Genomic DNA, 14231 nt, shown 5'->3' with positions numbered 1-14231 from the left:
GACGGCATTGGACGCCAAAGCGGGCCGGATGGTGGCCATGCGGCTCCGGCGGGACCGGAATCAGACCGGCGCAGTGACCGAGCTCATCGCTTCGCAGCGGCCCTGTAGACCGCCTCGCGCTCCCGTTTGCCGACGGCCACGACCAGCACCGTGACGATCTCGTCCTGGACTTCATAGACCAAGCGGTAGCCGGCGTCGCGCAGCTTGATCTTGTAGCGGTCCTTCTGGCTGTGCAGCTTGGCCGATGGCACGTGCGGTTGCTCCAGGCGCTCGGCCAGCTTCTTCTTGAAGACAGCCTTCACCGACCCATCCAGCTTCTTCCACTCGTCCAGCGCAGCCGGCAGGAACGCCAGCTCATAAGTCACCGAGCGAGACCTTCACAGGGGCGTCACCGGCCGCCAGGCGAGCATCGACCAAGGCGTTCAGCTCGAGGTTTTCGAGTCGTTCCAGCAGCGCTTCGTAGGCCGATGCCGGCACGCAGTAGAAGGTCGGCTCGTTGCGGTTGAGGATCGCCACCGGCAAGCCTTCCCCCGCTGCGACGGTCGCCATCGGGTTGCGCTTGAGTTCGGAGATGCTGGCCGTGGTGGTCGCCAGGATGGTGTGGGCCATGAGATCACTCCTGATGACTCTTTGGGAGTGCTGATTTTAGTGCTGTTCTTGGTGCGTCAATCAGGGCGTATTGTCCCAGCCGGCTCTGGCCTGCGCCATGAGCGTGCCCCAATCATCAGGCGGTCGTCCCCGCCCGAGCATCTTCTGAAACACGGCGTAGGGGTCGGAGGAGCTGCCGGATGACCGCAGGGTAGTCTCGTCGTTGACCCAGGCGTAGACGATCACCTTGGACTTGGAATCGAAGCGGAAGAACAGCCTGAAGCGCCGCCCGATCTTGGCTCGCCGCCAGTGCCGGAAATCGGCCCCCATGGTGTTGCCCTGGCGGTAGTCTTCCCGGTTCGGGTCGATCGGCACGACCTCGAGGATCAGGTGCGACAGCGCCTTGAAGAGCTTGACGTTGGCGTTGCCCTCCGCCCCGCTGGGGTCCTGGCGCTGGGCCCGGGCCGCTGCGGCTTCTAGCTTGCGCAGTTGTTCAATCAGGCAATCGTGGAACAGCAGCGTCCAGCCGTGGCGCTGCATCACAGGTCCACGTCACCGCTGATGTCGGCATCGAGATCGACACCCCCATGCAACTGCGCCAGCATCGAGGTGGCCAGATAGGCCGGCAGGGTGCCGATGTGGCGCCCTTGCTGGATGTCCTGCGCCAGCAGCGACAGGAAGCTGCCGATGGCCGGGTCTTCGTGAACATCGGACTCCACTCGACTCACGACCACCTGTGAGCCGAGCAGGTCGAAAGCCACCTTGCTGCCGGTGTCCAGCCCCAACGCCTGCCGGACGGCCTTGGGCAAGGTGACTTGGCCCTTCGAGGTCAGGGTCGCGACTTCATGGATGTGGGGCATGTGTACTCCCGATGGATGCATGGATTGTAAGGATTACTCCTTACTTTCTGCAAGTGATCGGAAAGGGCAAGTAGGCTGGATTGATCGGTGTACCTATGCGTTCCTGGGCGATTTCCAGCACTTCGCGGCGGTCGTCGGCGCTGAGCCCGAAGATCGCCTCAGCCACGCAGCGCCTCCCGGCCGATGGCCGCGGCCATCCACGACGGCAGGCTGGCGCGTTGGCCCATCAGGGCCTGCCACTCCTCGGCCGGCAGGCTGTGGTGCAGCTTCTCGATCGATGCCTGAGCCTGCTCCCGGCCGGGATCCCAGCGCGAACATCCAGCGCGGTGCCTGGCGGACGATGACTTCCGACCGACCGACCGACCTGGAGAGCTTGCGGGTGCGCCCGGTGGTCAGGTAGGCCTCACGGATCGGCACCTGTTGGGTCAGGCCCAGCGCGTTGGCCGACGCGGCCTGATCCACCGCGGCCCGGCTGCCCAGGAGATGAGTCTGACCGGTCTGGCTGATGCGGGAAGACCGGAACGTGACCGGAGCACGTCACCCGCTGCGGTCACTCCGAGCGGTGGCGGCTGGTCCGATGCAGCTTCGCGGTCATGGGCTGGTCCTGTGGCGGACAGCCATCAGGCAGTTCGGCACAGCCGATGTGCGCGAGGAGGCCCGCTGCGACCGGTGATGTCTGTCTGGCGACCGGAAATTGACCAGAGCGTGGCCAACAAGGAAAAACGCCCCAGCGCTTGTGACGCTAGGGCGTTGATCTTCTTGAACTTTTGGCTCCCCGACCTGGACTCGAACCAGGGACCTGCGGATTAACAGTCCGTCGCTCTACCGACTGAGCTATCAGGGAACAGTCTGGCTGATGGTGCAGGTGAATCTGATGTTTGGCTCCCCGACCTGGACTCGAACCAGGGACCTGCGGATTAACAGTCCGTCGCTCTACCGACTGAGCTATCAGGGATCAGATTTGTCTGCGTCAGCTGACAAGAATTGAATTCTATTGCGAAACTTTGATGGTCTGCAAGAGATCAGGCTGCTTTTTTTTGCGATGTGTCGGATTGACGGGGATCCGAGCGCTCCGGGGCGGTGTGTGGCAGCCAGAAGTCGAAGACACCGCCGCCTTGCGGGTGGGGCTGGTAGCTCAGGTCACCCCCCAGTTCGCGCATGATCTGGCGGCAGATGGCCAGCTCGAGGCCGCTGCCCTGGCTGGCATTCGGGGCGGCGCCGTTGCGGCGGGACTGGAAGAAGGCGTCGAACACCGTCTCGTGCTCGCTGTCGGGCAGCACTGCACCGATCTCGCGAACACGCCAGTGCAGCCGCGCCTGCGTGTCGACCTCGGCGCTGAGCGTGATCGGCTCGGAGGCGGGTGTCAGCGACAGCGCCCGCTCGATCAGCAGTCGCACCACCTGCTGGAACCGCAGTGGATCGACACGGGCCCAGGCGACCAGATCGCTGGCGTGCTCGACCCGGATCGAGCGGCCCAGGCTTGCGGGTGCCTCGCGCGCATGTCCGACGACCTCGCGCACCAGCGCCAGGGTGTCGCTGGGCGTGCAGTGCAGCGTGCCGGCCGAGCTCTTGATCCGCGACAGGTCCAGCAGGTCATCGACCACGCCGAGCATGCGCAGACCGGCCTGATGCACATGTCCGAACAGCTCCTGCAGCGCTGCATCGCGCCGGGTGCGCAGCCGGCCCAGCTCGGAGAAGCCGATGATCGACTGCAGCGGCGTGCGCAGCGCGTGGCTGAGATTGCCGATGAATTCCGACTCGGCCCGGTAGGCGGCCTCGATGGTCTGGCGAGCCTCGGCCGCGCGCTGCTCGGCCTCGTGGAAGCTGGTGACGTCGGTCAGGCTGCCGATGATGCCGCCGGTGCGCTCGCCCGGGCGGCGCAGCGTGACCTTGGTGACCAGCATCTGCCGGCGCTCGCCGCCTTGGAGCACAAATTCCTCGACATAGTGGCTGCGTCCGCTGCCGCTGCTGCTCCAGAGCGCGTGGTCGAGCGCCTGGTGGTAGGCGAGCTGGCGCAGCCGCTCATGGCTTTCACCGCGCTGGCCCAGCAGCTGCTCGCGGCGCACGTCGAGCAGATCCTCGAAGGCCTGGTTGACCATCGCGTAGCGTCCGAGCGGGTCGATCACGAACATCGCTGCCGGCGCGGCCTCGATCAGGGTGCGCAGATGGCCCTCGCTGTCGACGAGCTGGCTGCGGGTCTGCTGCAGCGCGAGCATCAGCTGCTCCTGCGTTCTCAGGGCACGCCAGGCCAGCAGCGTGCCCAGGCCGATCAGGCCCATCGATGCGCACATCATCATCACCGACCACAGCAGCTTGTCGCGCACGATGGTCTCGACCGCGTCGACCGGTTGCTCCAGCAGCGTGAACACCGGCCAGCGCCCGCTGGCATCGAAGCTGCTGAGCGCCTGAGCGCCGTCGATGCCGGTGCTGTCGTAGTGGCCGTGCTCTCGTTCCGGCAGGAAGTCCTGCAGCGCCGGCAGCGTCGGGCGGGATTCGCCCGGGCTGGCGGCGAGCTGATCGGTGCCGCCGAGAATCTGGCCCTGGAAATCCAGCAGCGCGGCCGACAGCGTGCCGTGGCCCAGCAGGCGCTGCTGCTGCGAAGCCAGCGCATCGGGGTTGAGGGTGGCGATCAGATGGCGCACGGGTAGGCGTGCCGTGCCGACTTCAGGCGTCGCGATCCGGGTCGACAGGGTCATCACGCCCACGCCAGCGGGCGGCACGCCGCCCTGGCGCAGATCTCGGCCGGGCAGCCAGCCGCCCAGCCGGATCTCCCCGGCCTCGCTGGCCAGCGTCAGCCGGCCGGTGTCGAGCGGGCGCAGGTCCTGCGGCGCGTGGGTGGCCGCCAGGATCCGGCCTTCGGCGTCGATCAGCCACAGGCTGCGCATCTGCGGGGCGATGCGCAGGGTCGCGAGCATGTTCTCGCGCAGCGCGTCGGTCTCGCCCGCAGGCTGGCGGTCGATCTGGCTGGCCAGGGTCTGCAGCATCAGCGCGCTGGTGTCGAGCAGGCGCTGCGTCTCGCCCTGGAGCACCCGCACCAGCGTGTCCATGCGTCGGGTCTCGTCGGCGATGACGGTCTGGCGCTGGCGCGCGGCATAGGCGGCAGTCAGCAGCGCCACGCCGACCAGCAGCGTCATGCCGAGCCAGAGCAGCCGGCTGCTGTCGATCAGCGTGCGGGCTTGCGGCACCTCGGCCGGCTTCATGGCTCGTTCCTGGTGCGCTGGACGATCTCGGACAGGCCGTGCCGGCGCGCGGCGGCCGCGAGCCGGCCGTCCTGGCGAATGTGCGCGACGAACTGGTCCACCCGGGCCAGCCAGGCCACGTCGCCCTGCCTCAGCGCATAGGCGTAGGGCATCACGTGCAGCTGCTGGGGCGGGCTCAGCAGCCGCGCCCAGTCTGCGCTGTCGAGCAGGCGCCTGCTGTAGGGATAGTCGGTCATGAAGACATCGATGCGGCCGGATTCGAGTTCCTGCTCGCGGGTTTCCGGCGCCTTGACCACCACCAGCGTGGCGTGACGCAGCTCGTCGCGCATGACGGTCGCCATGAAGGTGCCGGCCTGCACGCCCACCAGCACGCCCGGACGGTCGATGTCCTCCCAGCGGCGCACCACCCGGTTGCTGCGGGTGGTGATCGCATGAATGCCGCTGCTCAGGTAGGGCTGGCTGAAGGCCAGATGCTGGCGACGCTGCGGCAGCGCCGCGACCGCGAACATCGCGATGTCGCAGCGGAGCTCGCGCAGGTCATCGATCAGGGTCGCGAACGAGGAGTCGACATGCTGCAGCCGCACGCCCAGCTCGCGCGCCAGCTCGGCCGACAGGTCGATGTCGAGCCCGCCGAGCTGGCGGGTCTTGGGATTGCGGTAGCTGATGCCGTAGTAGTCCGGCCAGATGCACACCCGCAGCTCGCCACGGCGCTGGATCTGCTTGAGCGTGTCGGCGCCGGCGGCCTGCGCCGTCGGCGGCAGCAGGGCGCCGGGCAGGCAGAGCAGAAGCGCCATGGCCTGGAGCAGGCGCGTGCGTAGAACCTTCTTCTTCATCTTGTTCGAGGTGTCCGCCACCGATGCGACGAATCAGAAGTGTGACGGCAGGGGTCCGGGTTCGGACAAGAGGGGGATGCGCTGCAGCGCTTTTTCCGATATTGCGCGTGCCGGATTTTACGGAAATAAGCCGTGCGAGGCGATGTCTCGCACTCAAGTGTCAGGCGTGTCAGATGTTTCAGGTGCGCCTACCGAGGCGCTGCTGCAGCAGCGTGCTGCTGCTGGTGTAGAGCAGCGGGCCGCGCTCGTCGGGGCGCAGGCGCTCGTGCGCGGCATGTGCGGCCAGCGTGGCCTCATGGAAGCCGCACAGGATCAGCTTCTTCTTGCCGGGATAGCTGACGATGTCGCCGGCGGCATGGATGCCGGGCTGGCTGGTCTCGAAGGTGGCAGGATCGACGCTCAGCAGCTTGCGCTCCATCGCCAGGCCCCAGTCGGCGATCGGGCCCAGGCGCGGGCTCAGGCCCAGGCAGACGATCAGCGCGTCGAGGTCCAGCGTGCACAGGCTGCCGTCCGGCTGCGTGATGTCGACCTGCAGCAGCCGGCCGGCCGCGTCCTGGCGCGCTGCGGCGAGTTGCGCCGCATGGAAGACGATGCGCCCGGTCTGGCGCAGTGCGTCGATGCGTGCCAGCAGCGGCGCCTCGGCCTGCAGCACGTCGCGGCGGTGCATCAGCTGCACCGGAGGCTGCCCGTCGCGCTCGGCCAGCGCGGCGGCGCGGCTCAGGGCCGCCTCGTCGCCGCCGATGACCAGCACCCGGCGGCCGGCAAAGCGCGCCAGCGTGGCGGCATCGGTGCCAGGGTGGTAGTGGAGATGGCGGCCCTCGAGGCCGTCGAGGCCCGGCACCTTCAGGCGACGCGGCTGGAAGGCGCCGACGCCAGCGCAGACGAAGACGGCGCCGGCGTCGAAGGCGGTGCCGGCGGCGCAGGCCACATCGAAGCGGCCGTCGTCACGGCGGGTCAGCCGTGTGACCTCCTGCCCGAGGTGCCAGCCCGGTGCCAGGGGCGCGAGCTGCGCCAGCAGCCGCTCGATCAGCTCGCGGCCGCTGCACTCGACGAGGCCGGGAATGTCGAGGATCGGCTTGTCGGCATAGAGCTCGACGCATTGGCCGCCGGCCTGCGGCAGCGCGTCGACGATCTGCACCGACAGGCCGAGCAGGCCGAGCTGGAAGGCCTGGAACAGGCCGACCGGGCCCGCGCCGATCACCAGCGCATCGGTGCGAAAGGTCGGTGCGGCAGGGGGCATCGGCAGGGCAGGACGCGGGCTGGCGTCAGCCGCTCAGCGGATCAGCTGGTCGAGCTTGCCGGTCACGTTCTTCCACTGCTCGTGGTCGGGCAGCGGATCCTTGCGCTTGGTGATGCTGGGCCACTTGGGCGACAGCTCGGCGTTGAGCTTGATGTAGGCCAGCTGGTCGGCCGGCACATCCTCCTCGGGGAGGATGGCGCTGACCGGGCACTCGGGAATGCAGACCGCGCAGTCGATGCACTCGTCCGGGTCGATCACCAGGAAGTTCGGGCCTTCGCGGAAGCAGTCGACGGGGCAGACATCGACGCAGTCGGTGTACTTGCAGCGGATGCAGGCTTCGGTGACGACGTGGGTCATGACGGAGGATTCGGTTCAGGGTTGAAGGGCGGGATTCTACGGGCTCAGGCCGTGGGGGCCGGGGCAGGGGCTTGATCGGTGTCATGCGCCTCGGGCGCATCGTCGGGCCGGACGGGGCGGGCGCCGGCGCCGACGGTGACCAGGGTCGGGCGGCCGTGGTGCAGCGCGTCGGCCTCGGCCAGCGTGGCCACCGTGTGGCGGCTGGAGCGCTCGTCGGGCCAGCCGGCGCGCGAGATCACCCCCACCGGCGTGTCCTGCGGCCAGCCGACCTCGGCCAGACGCTCGGCCAGCGAGGGCAGCTGGCGCCCGGCCATGTAGAAGACCTCGGTGTCGGCGCTGCGCCGGGCCTCGAGGTCGCCGGTGCGGGTCATCGCGGTGCTGAAGGCGACGCTGCGGCCGATGCCGCGCCGCGTCAGCGGCTGCTGCGTGGCCGCGGCCGCCGCCAGCGCCGAGGTGATGCCGGGCACCACCTCGCTGGCGATGCCGGCCTGGCCGAGCGCGTGCAGCTCCTCCTCGAGGCGGCCGAACAGGCTCGGGTCGCCGCCTTTCAGGCGCACCACCCGCGCCGAGCGGCGCGCCGACTCGACCAGCAGCAGGTTGATGCGGGCCTGACCGGTGCTCTCGGCGCTGAAGCCGCGCTTGCCGACGTCGATCCATTCGGCGTCGGGCGCCTCCTGGCGCAGCGCCGGGTCGGTCAGCGCATCGGCCAGCACGATCTCGGCCTGACGCAGGCGTTGCAGCCCGCGCAGGGTGATCAGGTCGGCCGAGCCGGGGCCGGCACCGACGAAGACGACACGCACCTCGCTCATGGCGGAGCTGCCGTGCTCAGGCGCCGACCAGCAGCGCGCCGCTGGTACGGTTGGTGGTCGGATCGACCACGATCAGCGCACCGCCGACGCGGTTGTCGGCATAGGCCTCGACCGGCAGGGCCTGCTGGGTCTGGATCTGCACGCGGCCGATCTCGTTGACCGACAGCTGCTCGGCCTCGACCTGCTCCAGCGTGTTGATGTCCAGGCGGTGCTCGATGGCGGTGATGCGCGCCTGCACCCAGCGGTTGCCGTGGCGCACCCAGTACTTGCGGCCCAGCACGGCCGGCTCGGTGTCGAGCCAGGCCAGCGTGCCGCCGAAGTTCTGCTGCACCGGCGCGGTGCCGGGCGTGAAGATCCAGTCGCCGCGCGAGACGTCGACCTGGCGGTCCAGCACGATGCCGGCGGACTGGCCGGCCTCGCAGCCATCGACCACCAGACCGGCGTGACGCACCTCGGCCACCACCGCGGTCTCGCCGCTGGGGAAGATCTGCACGGTGTCGCCGGCCTTCACGCCGCCGTGGGCGATGCGGCCCCACATCACGCGGTGCTGGTGGCCGGTGCCCTGGCCGTCGTCGCGGGCGACGTACTGCACCGGCACCAGCAGGTTGCCGTCATGGGCCTCGTCGGTGACCGGCAGGGTCTCGAGCAGCTGCAGCAGCGTCGGGCCGGTGTACCAGTCCCAGTTCGCCGACGGGGTGGCGACGTTGTCGCCGCGCAGCGCCGACACCGGGATGATGCCCTGGACCGCGATGCCGGCTTCCTGCGCGAACTTCTCCAGCGCGCGGGCGGTCGCCTCGAAGGCGGCCTGCGTGCCGGTCTCGATCGCGTCGAGCTTGTTGATCGCGAAGACGATGCTGGGCACGCGCAGCAGGCGCGCCAGCAGGCTGTGGCGGCGCGTCTGCGGCAGCAGCACCACCTCGTCGACCGAGGTGTCGAGCTTGGTGATGTCCACCAGCACCACCGCGGCGTCCGAGCCGGCCGCAGCCGTCACCATGTTGCGGGTGTACTGCTCGTGGCCGGGGGCGTCGGCGATGATGAACTTGCGGCTCTTGGTCGCGAAGTACTGGTAGGCGACGTCGATGGTGATGCCCTGCTCGCGCTCGGCCTCCAGGCCGTCGGTCAGCAGGGAGAGGTCGATCGGGGCGCCGGCGGCGCGCTTCTCCAGCGCGTCGAGCTTGTCGGCCAGGATGCCGCGGCTGTCGAACAGCAGGCGGCCGATCAGCGTGCTCTTGCCGTCATCCACGCTGCCTGCGGTCAGGAAGCGCAGGGCCTTGTGCGCGAGTTCCTCGCCGGCGTCGATGTGTTCCACGGTGCTGGTCACGTCAGTCATCAGAAGTAGCCTTCCTTCTTGCGGCGCTCCATCGAGGCCTCGGAGGTGCGGTCGTCCATGCGGGTGGCGCCGCGCTCGGAAACGGTCACCTGCAGCGTCTCGGCGACGATGTCGGCGGTGGTGGCCGCGTCGGACTCGACCGGGCAGGTGCAGGTCATGTCGCCGACGGTGCGGAAGCGCACGTCCACGGTCTCGACCACGTCCTCGGCCGAGGGCGGCGTCACGTCCGTCACCGGCACCAGCAGGCCCTTGCGGCGGTAGATCTCGCGCTTGTGCGTGTAGTAGATGCTCGGCAGCGGGATGTTCTCGCGGGCGATGTAGAGCCAGACGTCGAGTTCGGTCCAGTTCGAGATCGGGAAGGCGCGGAAGTGCTCGCCCGGCTTGATGCGGGTGTTGAACAGGTTCCAGAGTTCGGGGCGCTGCTCCTTGGGCTGCCACTGGCCGAAGGCGTCGCGGTGGCTGAAGATGCGCTCCTTGGCACGCGCCTTCTCTTCATCCCGGCGGGCGCCGCCGATCATGCAGTCGAAGCGGTGCTCCTCGATCGTTTCGAGCAGCGTCACCGTCTGGTGGCCGTTGCGCGACTCCAGCGGGTGGGCCAGGCGGATCGTGCCCTTCTTCATCGAGTCCTCGAGGTGCCCGACGATCAGGCGCTCGCCCATCTCCTTGATGCGCTCGTCACGGAACTGGATGACTTCGGGGAAGTTGTGGCCGGTGTCCACATGCACCAGCGGGAAGGGCAGGCGGCCGCTGAAGGTCGGGCGCTCGCCGGGCTTCGAGGTCTTCTGCTTGAAGGCCTTCTCGGCGAGGTGCAGCACCACGCAGGAGTCCTTGCCGCTGGAGAACAGCAGGCCGGGGCGCTCGAAGGCGCCGGCGACCTCGCGCAGGATGAAGATGGCCTCTTCTTCCAGCGCGTCGAGGTGGCGGTGGTCCACGTCGGGAAGCGTTTGGGTCATGGTCTCGGGGACAGTCGTCGTGTGTTCGGGAGGGCAGGGCGGGCGCGGCTCTCGCGCTCAGGCCGCCGGCTTCTGGGAGACGTGCAGGCCGCATTCCTTGGCCGACTCGTCCTCCCACCACCAGCGCCCGGCGCGGAATTCCTGCCCCACCGCGATCGCGCGGGTGCAGGGTGCGCAGCCGATGCTCGGCATGAACTGGTCGTGCAGCGGGTTGTAGGGCACATCGTTGGAGGCGATGTAGTGCCACACGTCGTTCCAGGACCAGTCCACCAGGGGATTGATTTTGGCACGACCCTGGTCGTCGGCCTCGACGGTGCGGACCTCGCCGCGGGCGTTGGACTGCTCGCGGCGCAGGCCCGTCACCCAGGCGCTGCGCCCGGAGAGCATGCGCGAGAGCGGCTCCATCTTGCGCACGCCGCAGCAGGCCTTGCGCAGCGCGATGCTCTCGTACATCGCCTGCTCGCCGTTCTTCTGCACGAACTCGATCACCGCCTGCTCGACCGGGCGGTAGACCTCGACCTTCAGGCCGTAGTGCGCCTCGATGCGCGGGATCAGCGCGACCGTCTCGGCGTGCAGCGCGCCGGTCTCCAGCGTGGCGATGGTGATCGGCAGCTGGTGGCGGGCGATCAGGTCGGTGACGACCATGTCCTCGGCGCCGAGGCTGGTGGCCTGGACGATGGTGCCGGGGTGGCTGGCGGCGGCGTCCTTCAGCGCCTGCAGGGCGGCTTCCAGACGATCCTCGAAGCCCGGCTTCTTGCGGCCGTACAGGGCGATCGCGCTCATATCGCGGCTCCGGCGTTGATGAAGTCGGTGCCGCCGGCCGCGGCCGGACGGGCGAAGACCGGGCGGGCTTCGCCGACCGCGCCCTGGTAGTGGCCGGCGAAGAAGCCCAGCGCCCGCTCGGCGGCCTCGCGCGACTGGTCGCGGCGCAGCACGACGGCGTCGAAGCCGGTGCGCTGCATCAGCGGCAGCATGTCGACCAGGGCCTCGCCGGTGGCGCGGATCTGGCCCGGGAAGCGGTAGCGCACCCGCAGCAGGCGGGCCTGGGTGTAGGCGCGGCCGTCGACCCATTTCGGGAACTGCAGCGCGACGAGCGACAGGCGCGGCAGGTCGGCGGCGAGCGTCTCGACGTCGACGCTGTTGGGCAGGATCACGCCGACGGCCAGGCCGGCCGGCCAGGTCTCGCGCACCGCGTGCCACTGCTCCAGCGTCAGCAGCAGGTGGTCCTTGGGCTGCGGATGCGGGATCGGGCCGTCCTCGCCGCCGACGGTGTGCCACGGGTCATGGGCGATGTCGATGAACTTCATGGTGTGTCGTGTTCCGGATGTCGGTCGGCCGCGGCTCAGGCGCGGGCGGTGGCGGTGCGCTGGGCGTTGGCCGCGGCCTTGAACGGGTCCAGGCCGATGCGGTGCAGCGCGTCGATGAACTTCTCGTCGGCCTGGCGCAGCTCGCGGTAGGTGTCGAGAATGGCCTCGACCGCGTCGGTGATCTCGCTGGCGGCGAACGACGGGCCGATGACCTTGCCCGGCACGGCCAGCGGCGCATGGGCCGAGCCGTCCGAGCCGCCCAGCGTGACCTGGTACCACTCGCTGCCGTCCTTGTCGACGCCGAGGATGCCGATGTGGCCGCTGTGGTGGTGACCGCAGGAGTTGATGCAGCCGCTGATGTGCAGGTCGATCTCGCCGAGGTCGAAGACCTCGTCGAGGTCGGAAAAGCGCTCGGTCAGCTCGGCGGCCACCGGAATCGAGCGCGCGTTGGCCAGATCGCAGAAGTCGCCGCCCGGGCAGGCGATCATGTCGGTGACCAGGCCGATGTTGGGCGTGGCGTAGCCGGCGGCCTTGGCCGCGGCGTGCACCTCGGGCAGGTCGCTGGCCTTGACCCAGGGCAGCAGCAGGTTCTGGTCGTGCGTGACGCGCAGCTCGCCCAACGAGAAGCGGTCGGCCAGGTCGGCGGCGGCGTCGAGCTGGGCGTCGGTGGCGTCGCCCGGGGCCTGGCCGGCGCGCTTGACCGACAGCGTGACCGCGCGCCAGCCCGGCACCTGGTGCGCGTGCACGTTGCGCGCGAGCCAGCGGGTGTAGGCCAGCGGCGCGTCCGGCGCGGCGGCCGGCTCGGGCAGCGGCTCGACGCCAGCCGGGCGGGTGAAGCAGGCCGCCACGCGGTCGAGCTCGGCCTGCGGGATCAGGTGCAGCGCGCCGTCCGGGTCGTTCTCGAGGATCTGGCGGAACTCGGCCTCGACCTGGTCGAAGTACTTCTGGCCCTCGGCCTTGACCAGGATCTTGATGCGCGCCTTGTAGGCGTTGTCGCGGCGGCCGTAGCGGTTGTAGACCCGCACCACGGCCTCCAGATAGACCAGGATCTGGTTCCAGGGCAGGAACTCGCGGATCACCGAGCCGATGATGGGCGTGCGGCCCATGCCGCCGCCGACCAGCACCTTGAAGCCGATCTCGCCGGCCTCGTTCTTGACCAGCTGCAGGCCCACGTCATGCCAGCCGATCGCGGCGCGGTCCTCGGCGGCGCCGGAGATGGCGATCTTGAACTTGCGCGGCAGGAAGGCGAACTCGGGGTGCAGCGTGCTCCACTGGCGCAGCACCTCGGCGTAGGGGCGCGGATCGACCAGCTCGTCGGCGGCCACGCCGGCCAGGCCGTCGGTGGTGATGTTGCGGATGCAGTTGCCGCTGGTCTGGATGCCGTGCATGTCCACCGCGGCCAGCTTGTCCATCACGTCGGCGGCCTGGCTCAGCGGGATCCAGTTGTACTGGACGTTCTGGCGGGTGGTGAAGTGCACATAGCCGCGGTCATGCACCCGCGAGATCTCCGCCAGCGCGCGGATCTGGCTGCTGCCGATGGCGCCGTAGGGCACAGCCACGCGCAGCATCGGCGCATGGCGCTGGATGTACCAGCCGTTCTGCAGGCGCAGCGCCTTGAAGTCGTCGCCGTCGAGCTGGCCGGCGAAGTGGCGGTCGAGCTGATCGCGGAACTGGGCCGCCCGGGCACGGACGAACTGGCGGTCGAAGTCGGTGTACTTGTACATGGTGGCTCTGGAGGCTCGGCTCGGTGATCCCGGACTCGGGGAGAACTCAGTGGAACGCCCGGTAGAGGTTGTAGATGCTGATGAGGGAGATGACGGTGCCGACCAGGGCCAGCAGCGCCTTCGTGTGCAGATGGCGGGTCAGCAGCGCGGCCAGCGGTGCGGCGAACAGGCCGCCGATCACCAGCCCGGCCACCGTCGGCCACGGGCTCTCGCCGACCAGCATCGCGAAGACGCCGGCGCTGACGAAGGTCAGGAAGAACTCGGCCAGATTGACCGAACCGATGGTGGTGCGCGGGTCGGAGCCGGTGCCCACCAGCGTGGTGGTCACCACCGGGCCCCAGCCGCCGCCGCCCACCGCATCGACGAAGCCGCCCACCAGCCCGAGCTTGGCGACATGGCGCGGCTCCTCGTGGCGGCGCTTGATGGTGCGGAAGATCTTGCTGATGACATACAGCCCCATCAGCAGCAGATAGATCGAGATGATCGGCTTGATGGTGGCCGCGTCGATGCTGGAGACCACCCAGGCACCGGAGATCGCGCCGATCATGCCCGGCACCAGCAGGCGCAGGAACAGGCTCTTGTTGACGTTGCCGAGCTTGATGTGGGAGATGCCCGACACGCCGGTGGTGAAGACCTCGGCGATGTGCACTGCCGCGCTGGCCACGGCCGGGCTGGAGCCGGTGGCCAGCAGGAAGCTGGTGGAAGTGATGCCGTAGGCCATGCCGAGCGCGCCGTCGACCGTCTGCGCCAGCAGGCCGACCGCCACCGCGCTCCAGAAGGCGCGGCTCTCCAGCGTCTCGGCGATGATCTGGAAGCCGGTGTGGCCATCGGGCTGGTTGAACAGCCGCGTGCCGAGGAAGACCGTCACGCCCATCAGCAGGAAGACCACCGACCACATCGCGAAACGCAGGACCGGATGGTCGCCCGAGTGCGTCACCGCATTCTCGAGCGGCGGCAGACCGAGCTGCTGGTGTTCGGCGTTGACAGGGCTGTCGGTGAGGTCGAGGTCGCGGATCTTCATACAGGGGGC

The 14231-nt window shown here is 69.1% G+C and carries 15 protein-coding genes and 2 tRNA genes; all 17 read right to left on the bottom strand.

What is annotated here, in order from left to right; translation table 11 throughout:
* Window positions 1-83: 83 nt before the first annotated feature.
* Window positions 84-365, bottom strand: coding sequence for a type II toxin-antitoxin system RelE family toxin (locus tag BW996_RS08865; RefSeq protein WP_037479543.1), 282 nt, complete (start codon window positions 363-365; stop codon window positions 84-86).
* On the bottom strand, window positions 355-609 hold the full coding sequence (locus BW996_RS08860; protein WP_037479545.1) for a type II toxin-antitoxin system Phd/YefM family antitoxin: 255 nt from the start codon (window positions 607-609) through the stop codon (window positions 355-357). Before BW996_RS08860 ends, BW996_RS08865 begins: the two co-directional genes overlap by 11 nt.
* 60 nt (window positions 610-669) lie before the next feature.
* The gene (locus BW996_RS08855) at window positions 670-1128 is read right to left on the bottom strand and encodes a type II toxin-antitoxin system YhaV family toxin (RefSeq protein ID WP_037479548.1); all 459 of its coding nucleotides are present in this window, start codon (window positions 1126-1128) and stop codon (window positions 670-672) included.
* Window positions 1128-1448, bottom strand: coding sequence for a type II toxin-antitoxin system PrlF family antitoxin (locus BW996_RS08850; RefSeq protein WP_037479551.1), 321 nt, complete (start codon window positions 1446-1448; stop codon window positions 1128-1130). The genes BW996_RS08855 and BW996_RS08850 overlap by 1 nt, the downstream gene beginning before the upstream one ends.
* Window positions 1449-2216: 768 nt before the next feature.
* Window positions 2217-2292 (bottom strand) — tRNA-Asn (locus tag BW996_RS08845).
* Window positions 2293-2327: 35 nt separating this feature from the next.
* Window positions 2328-2403, bottom strand: a tRNA-Asn gene (locus BW996_RS08840).
* A 67-nt stretch (window positions 2404-2470) separates the two neighbouring features.
* Complete coding sequence (locus BW996_RS08835) at window positions 2471-4648, bottom strand: ATP-binding protein (RefSeq protein WP_076458846.1); 2178 nt, start codon at window positions 4646-4648, stop codon at window positions 2471-2473.
* On the bottom strand, window positions 4645-5442 hold the full coding sequence (locus BW996_RS08830; protein WP_081838239.1) for an ABC transporter substrate-binding protein: 798 nt from the start codon (window positions 5440-5442) through the stop codon (window positions 4645-4647). Before BW996_RS08830 ends, BW996_RS08835 begins: the two co-directional genes overlap by 4 nt.
* A 217-nt stretch (window positions 5443-5659) precedes the next feature.
* Window positions 5660-6721 carry an NAD(P)/FAD-dependent oxidoreductase gene (locus BW996_RS08825; protein WP_037484225.1) on the bottom strand — a complete coding sequence of 354 codons (1062 nt, stop codon included), beginning with the start codon at window positions 6719-6721 and terminating at the stop codon, window positions 5660-5662.
* Between the two features lie 33 nt (window positions 6722-6754).
* Window positions 6755-7078: a ferredoxin FdxA gene (gene fdxA / locus BW996_RS08820; protein WP_037484223.1), complete on the bottom strand. Its 324-nt coding sequence runs from the start codon at window positions 7076-7078 to the stop codon at window positions 6755-6757.
* 44 nt (window positions 7079-7122) lie between these two features.
* Window positions 7123-7887, bottom strand: coding sequence for a uroporphyrinogen-III C-methyltransferase (cobA, locus tag BW996_RS08815; RefSeq protein ID WP_037484221.1), 765 nt, complete (start codon window positions 7885-7887; stop codon window positions 7123-7125).
* A gap of 16 nt (window positions 7888-7903) precedes the next feature.
* Window positions 7904-9217, bottom strand: a complete 1314-nt coding sequence (locus BW996_RS08810) for a sulfate adenylyltransferase subunit 1 (protein WP_051632151.1) — start codon at window positions 9215-9217, stop codon at window positions 7904-7906.
* Window positions 9217-10170 carry a sulfate adenylyltransferase subunit CysD gene (gene cysD / locus BW996_RS08805; RefSeq protein WP_037484218.1) on the bottom strand — a complete coding sequence of 318 codons (954 nt, stop codon included), beginning with the start codon at window positions 10168-10170 and terminating at the stop codon, window positions 9217-9219. Before cysD ends, BW996_RS08810 begins: the two co-directional genes overlap by 1 nt.
* Window positions 10171-10227: 57 nt before the next feature.
* Window positions 10228-10953 (bottom strand): phosphoadenylyl-sulfate reductase, encoded by a 726-nt coding sequence (locus BW996_RS08800; RefSeq protein WP_037484215.1) that lies wholly within the window; start codon window positions 10951-10953, stop codon window positions 10228-10230.
* Window positions 10950-11477: a DUF934 domain-containing protein gene (locus BW996_RS08795; RefSeq protein ID WP_037484213.1), complete on the bottom strand. Its 528-nt coding sequence runs from the start codon at window positions 11475-11477 to the stop codon at window positions 10950-10952. Before BW996_RS08795 ends, BW996_RS08800 begins: the two co-directional genes overlap by 4 nt.
* A gap of 35 nt (window positions 11478-11512) precedes the next feature.
* Window positions 11513-13201, bottom strand: a complete 1689-nt coding sequence (locus tag BW996_RS08790) for a nitrite/sulfite reductase (protein WP_037484212.1) — start codon at window positions 13199-13201, stop codon at window positions 11513-11515.
* Between the two features lie 46 nt (window positions 13202-13247).
* Window positions 13248-14222 (bottom strand): sulfite exporter TauE/SafE family protein, encoded by a 975-nt coding sequence (locus BW996_RS08785; protein WP_037484209.1) that lies wholly within the window; start codon window positions 14220-14222, stop codon window positions 13248-13250.
* Window positions 14223-14231 lie beyond the last annotated feature (9 nt).

This window comes from Sphaerotilus natans (genome assembly GCF_900156335.1).
Classification (GTDB): domain Bacteria; phylum Pseudomonadota; class Gammaproteobacteria; order Burkholderiales; family Burkholderiaceae_C; genus Sphaerotilus; species Sphaerotilus natans.
This window is presented reverse-complemented; position numbering and strand designations above follow the sequence as displayed.

What these genes read in the sequence shown, in the direction of transcription:
- BW996_RS08855 (WP_037479548.1), bottom strand. Translation starts at nt 1,128, where the DNA reads ATGCAGCGCCACGGCTGGACGCTGCTGTTCCACGATTGCCTGATTGAA.
- BW996_RS08795 (WP_037484213.1), bottom strand. Translation starts at nt 11,477, where the DNA reads ATGAAGTTCATCGACATCGCCCATGACCCGTGGCACACCGTCGGCGGC.
- fdxA (WP_037484223.1), bottom strand. Translation starts at nt 7,078, where the DNA reads ATGACCCACGTCGTCACCGAAGCCTGCATCCGCTGCAAGTACACCGAC.
- cobA (WP_037484221.1), bottom strand. Translation starts at nt 7,887, where the DNA reads ATGAGCGAGGTGCGTGTCGTCTTCGTCGGTGCCGGCCCCGGCTCGGCC.
- BW996_RS08785 (WP_037484209.1), bottom strand. Translation starts at nt 14,222, where the DNA reads ATGAAGATCCGCGACCTCGACCTCACCGACAGCCCTGTCAACGCCGAA.
- BW996_RS08830 (WP_081838239.1), bottom strand. Translation starts at nt 5,442, where the DNA reads ATGGCGCTTCTGCTCTGCCTGCCCGGCGCCCTGCTGCCGCCGACGGCG.
- cysD (WP_037484218.1), bottom strand. Translation starts at nt 10,170, where the DNA reads ATGACCCAAACGCTTCCCGACGTGGACCACCGCCACCTCGACGCGCTG.
- BW996_RS08835 (WP_076458846.1), bottom strand. Translation starts at nt 4,648, where the DNA reads ATGAAGCCGGCCGAGGTGCCGCAAGCCCGCACGCTGATCGACAGCAGC.
- BW996_RS08860 (WP_037479545.1), bottom strand. Translation starts at nt 609, where the DNA reads ATGGCCCACACCATCCTGGCGACCACCACGGCCAGCATCTCCGAACTC.
- BW996_RS08850 (WP_037479551.1), bottom strand. Translation starts at nt 1,448, where the DNA reads ATGCCCCACATCCATGAAGTCGCGACCCTGACCTCGAAGGGCCAAGTC.
- BW996_RS08825 (WP_037484225.1), bottom strand. Translation starts at nt 6,721, where the DNA reads ATGCCCCCTGCCGCACCGACCTTTCGCACCGATGCGCTGGTGATCGGC.
- BW996_RS08810 (WP_051632151.1), bottom strand. Translation starts at nt 9,217, where the DNA reads ATGACTGACGTGACCAGCACCGTGGAACACATCGACGCCGGCGAGGAA.
- BW996_RS08800 (WP_037484215.1), bottom strand. Translation starts at nt 10,953, where the DNA reads ATGAGCGCGATCGCCCTGTACGGCCGCAAGAAGCCGGGCTTCGAGGAT.
- BW996_RS08790 (WP_037484212.1), bottom strand. Translation starts at nt 13,201, where the DNA reads ATGTACAAGTACACCGACTTCGACCGCCAGTTCGTCCGTGCCCGGGCG.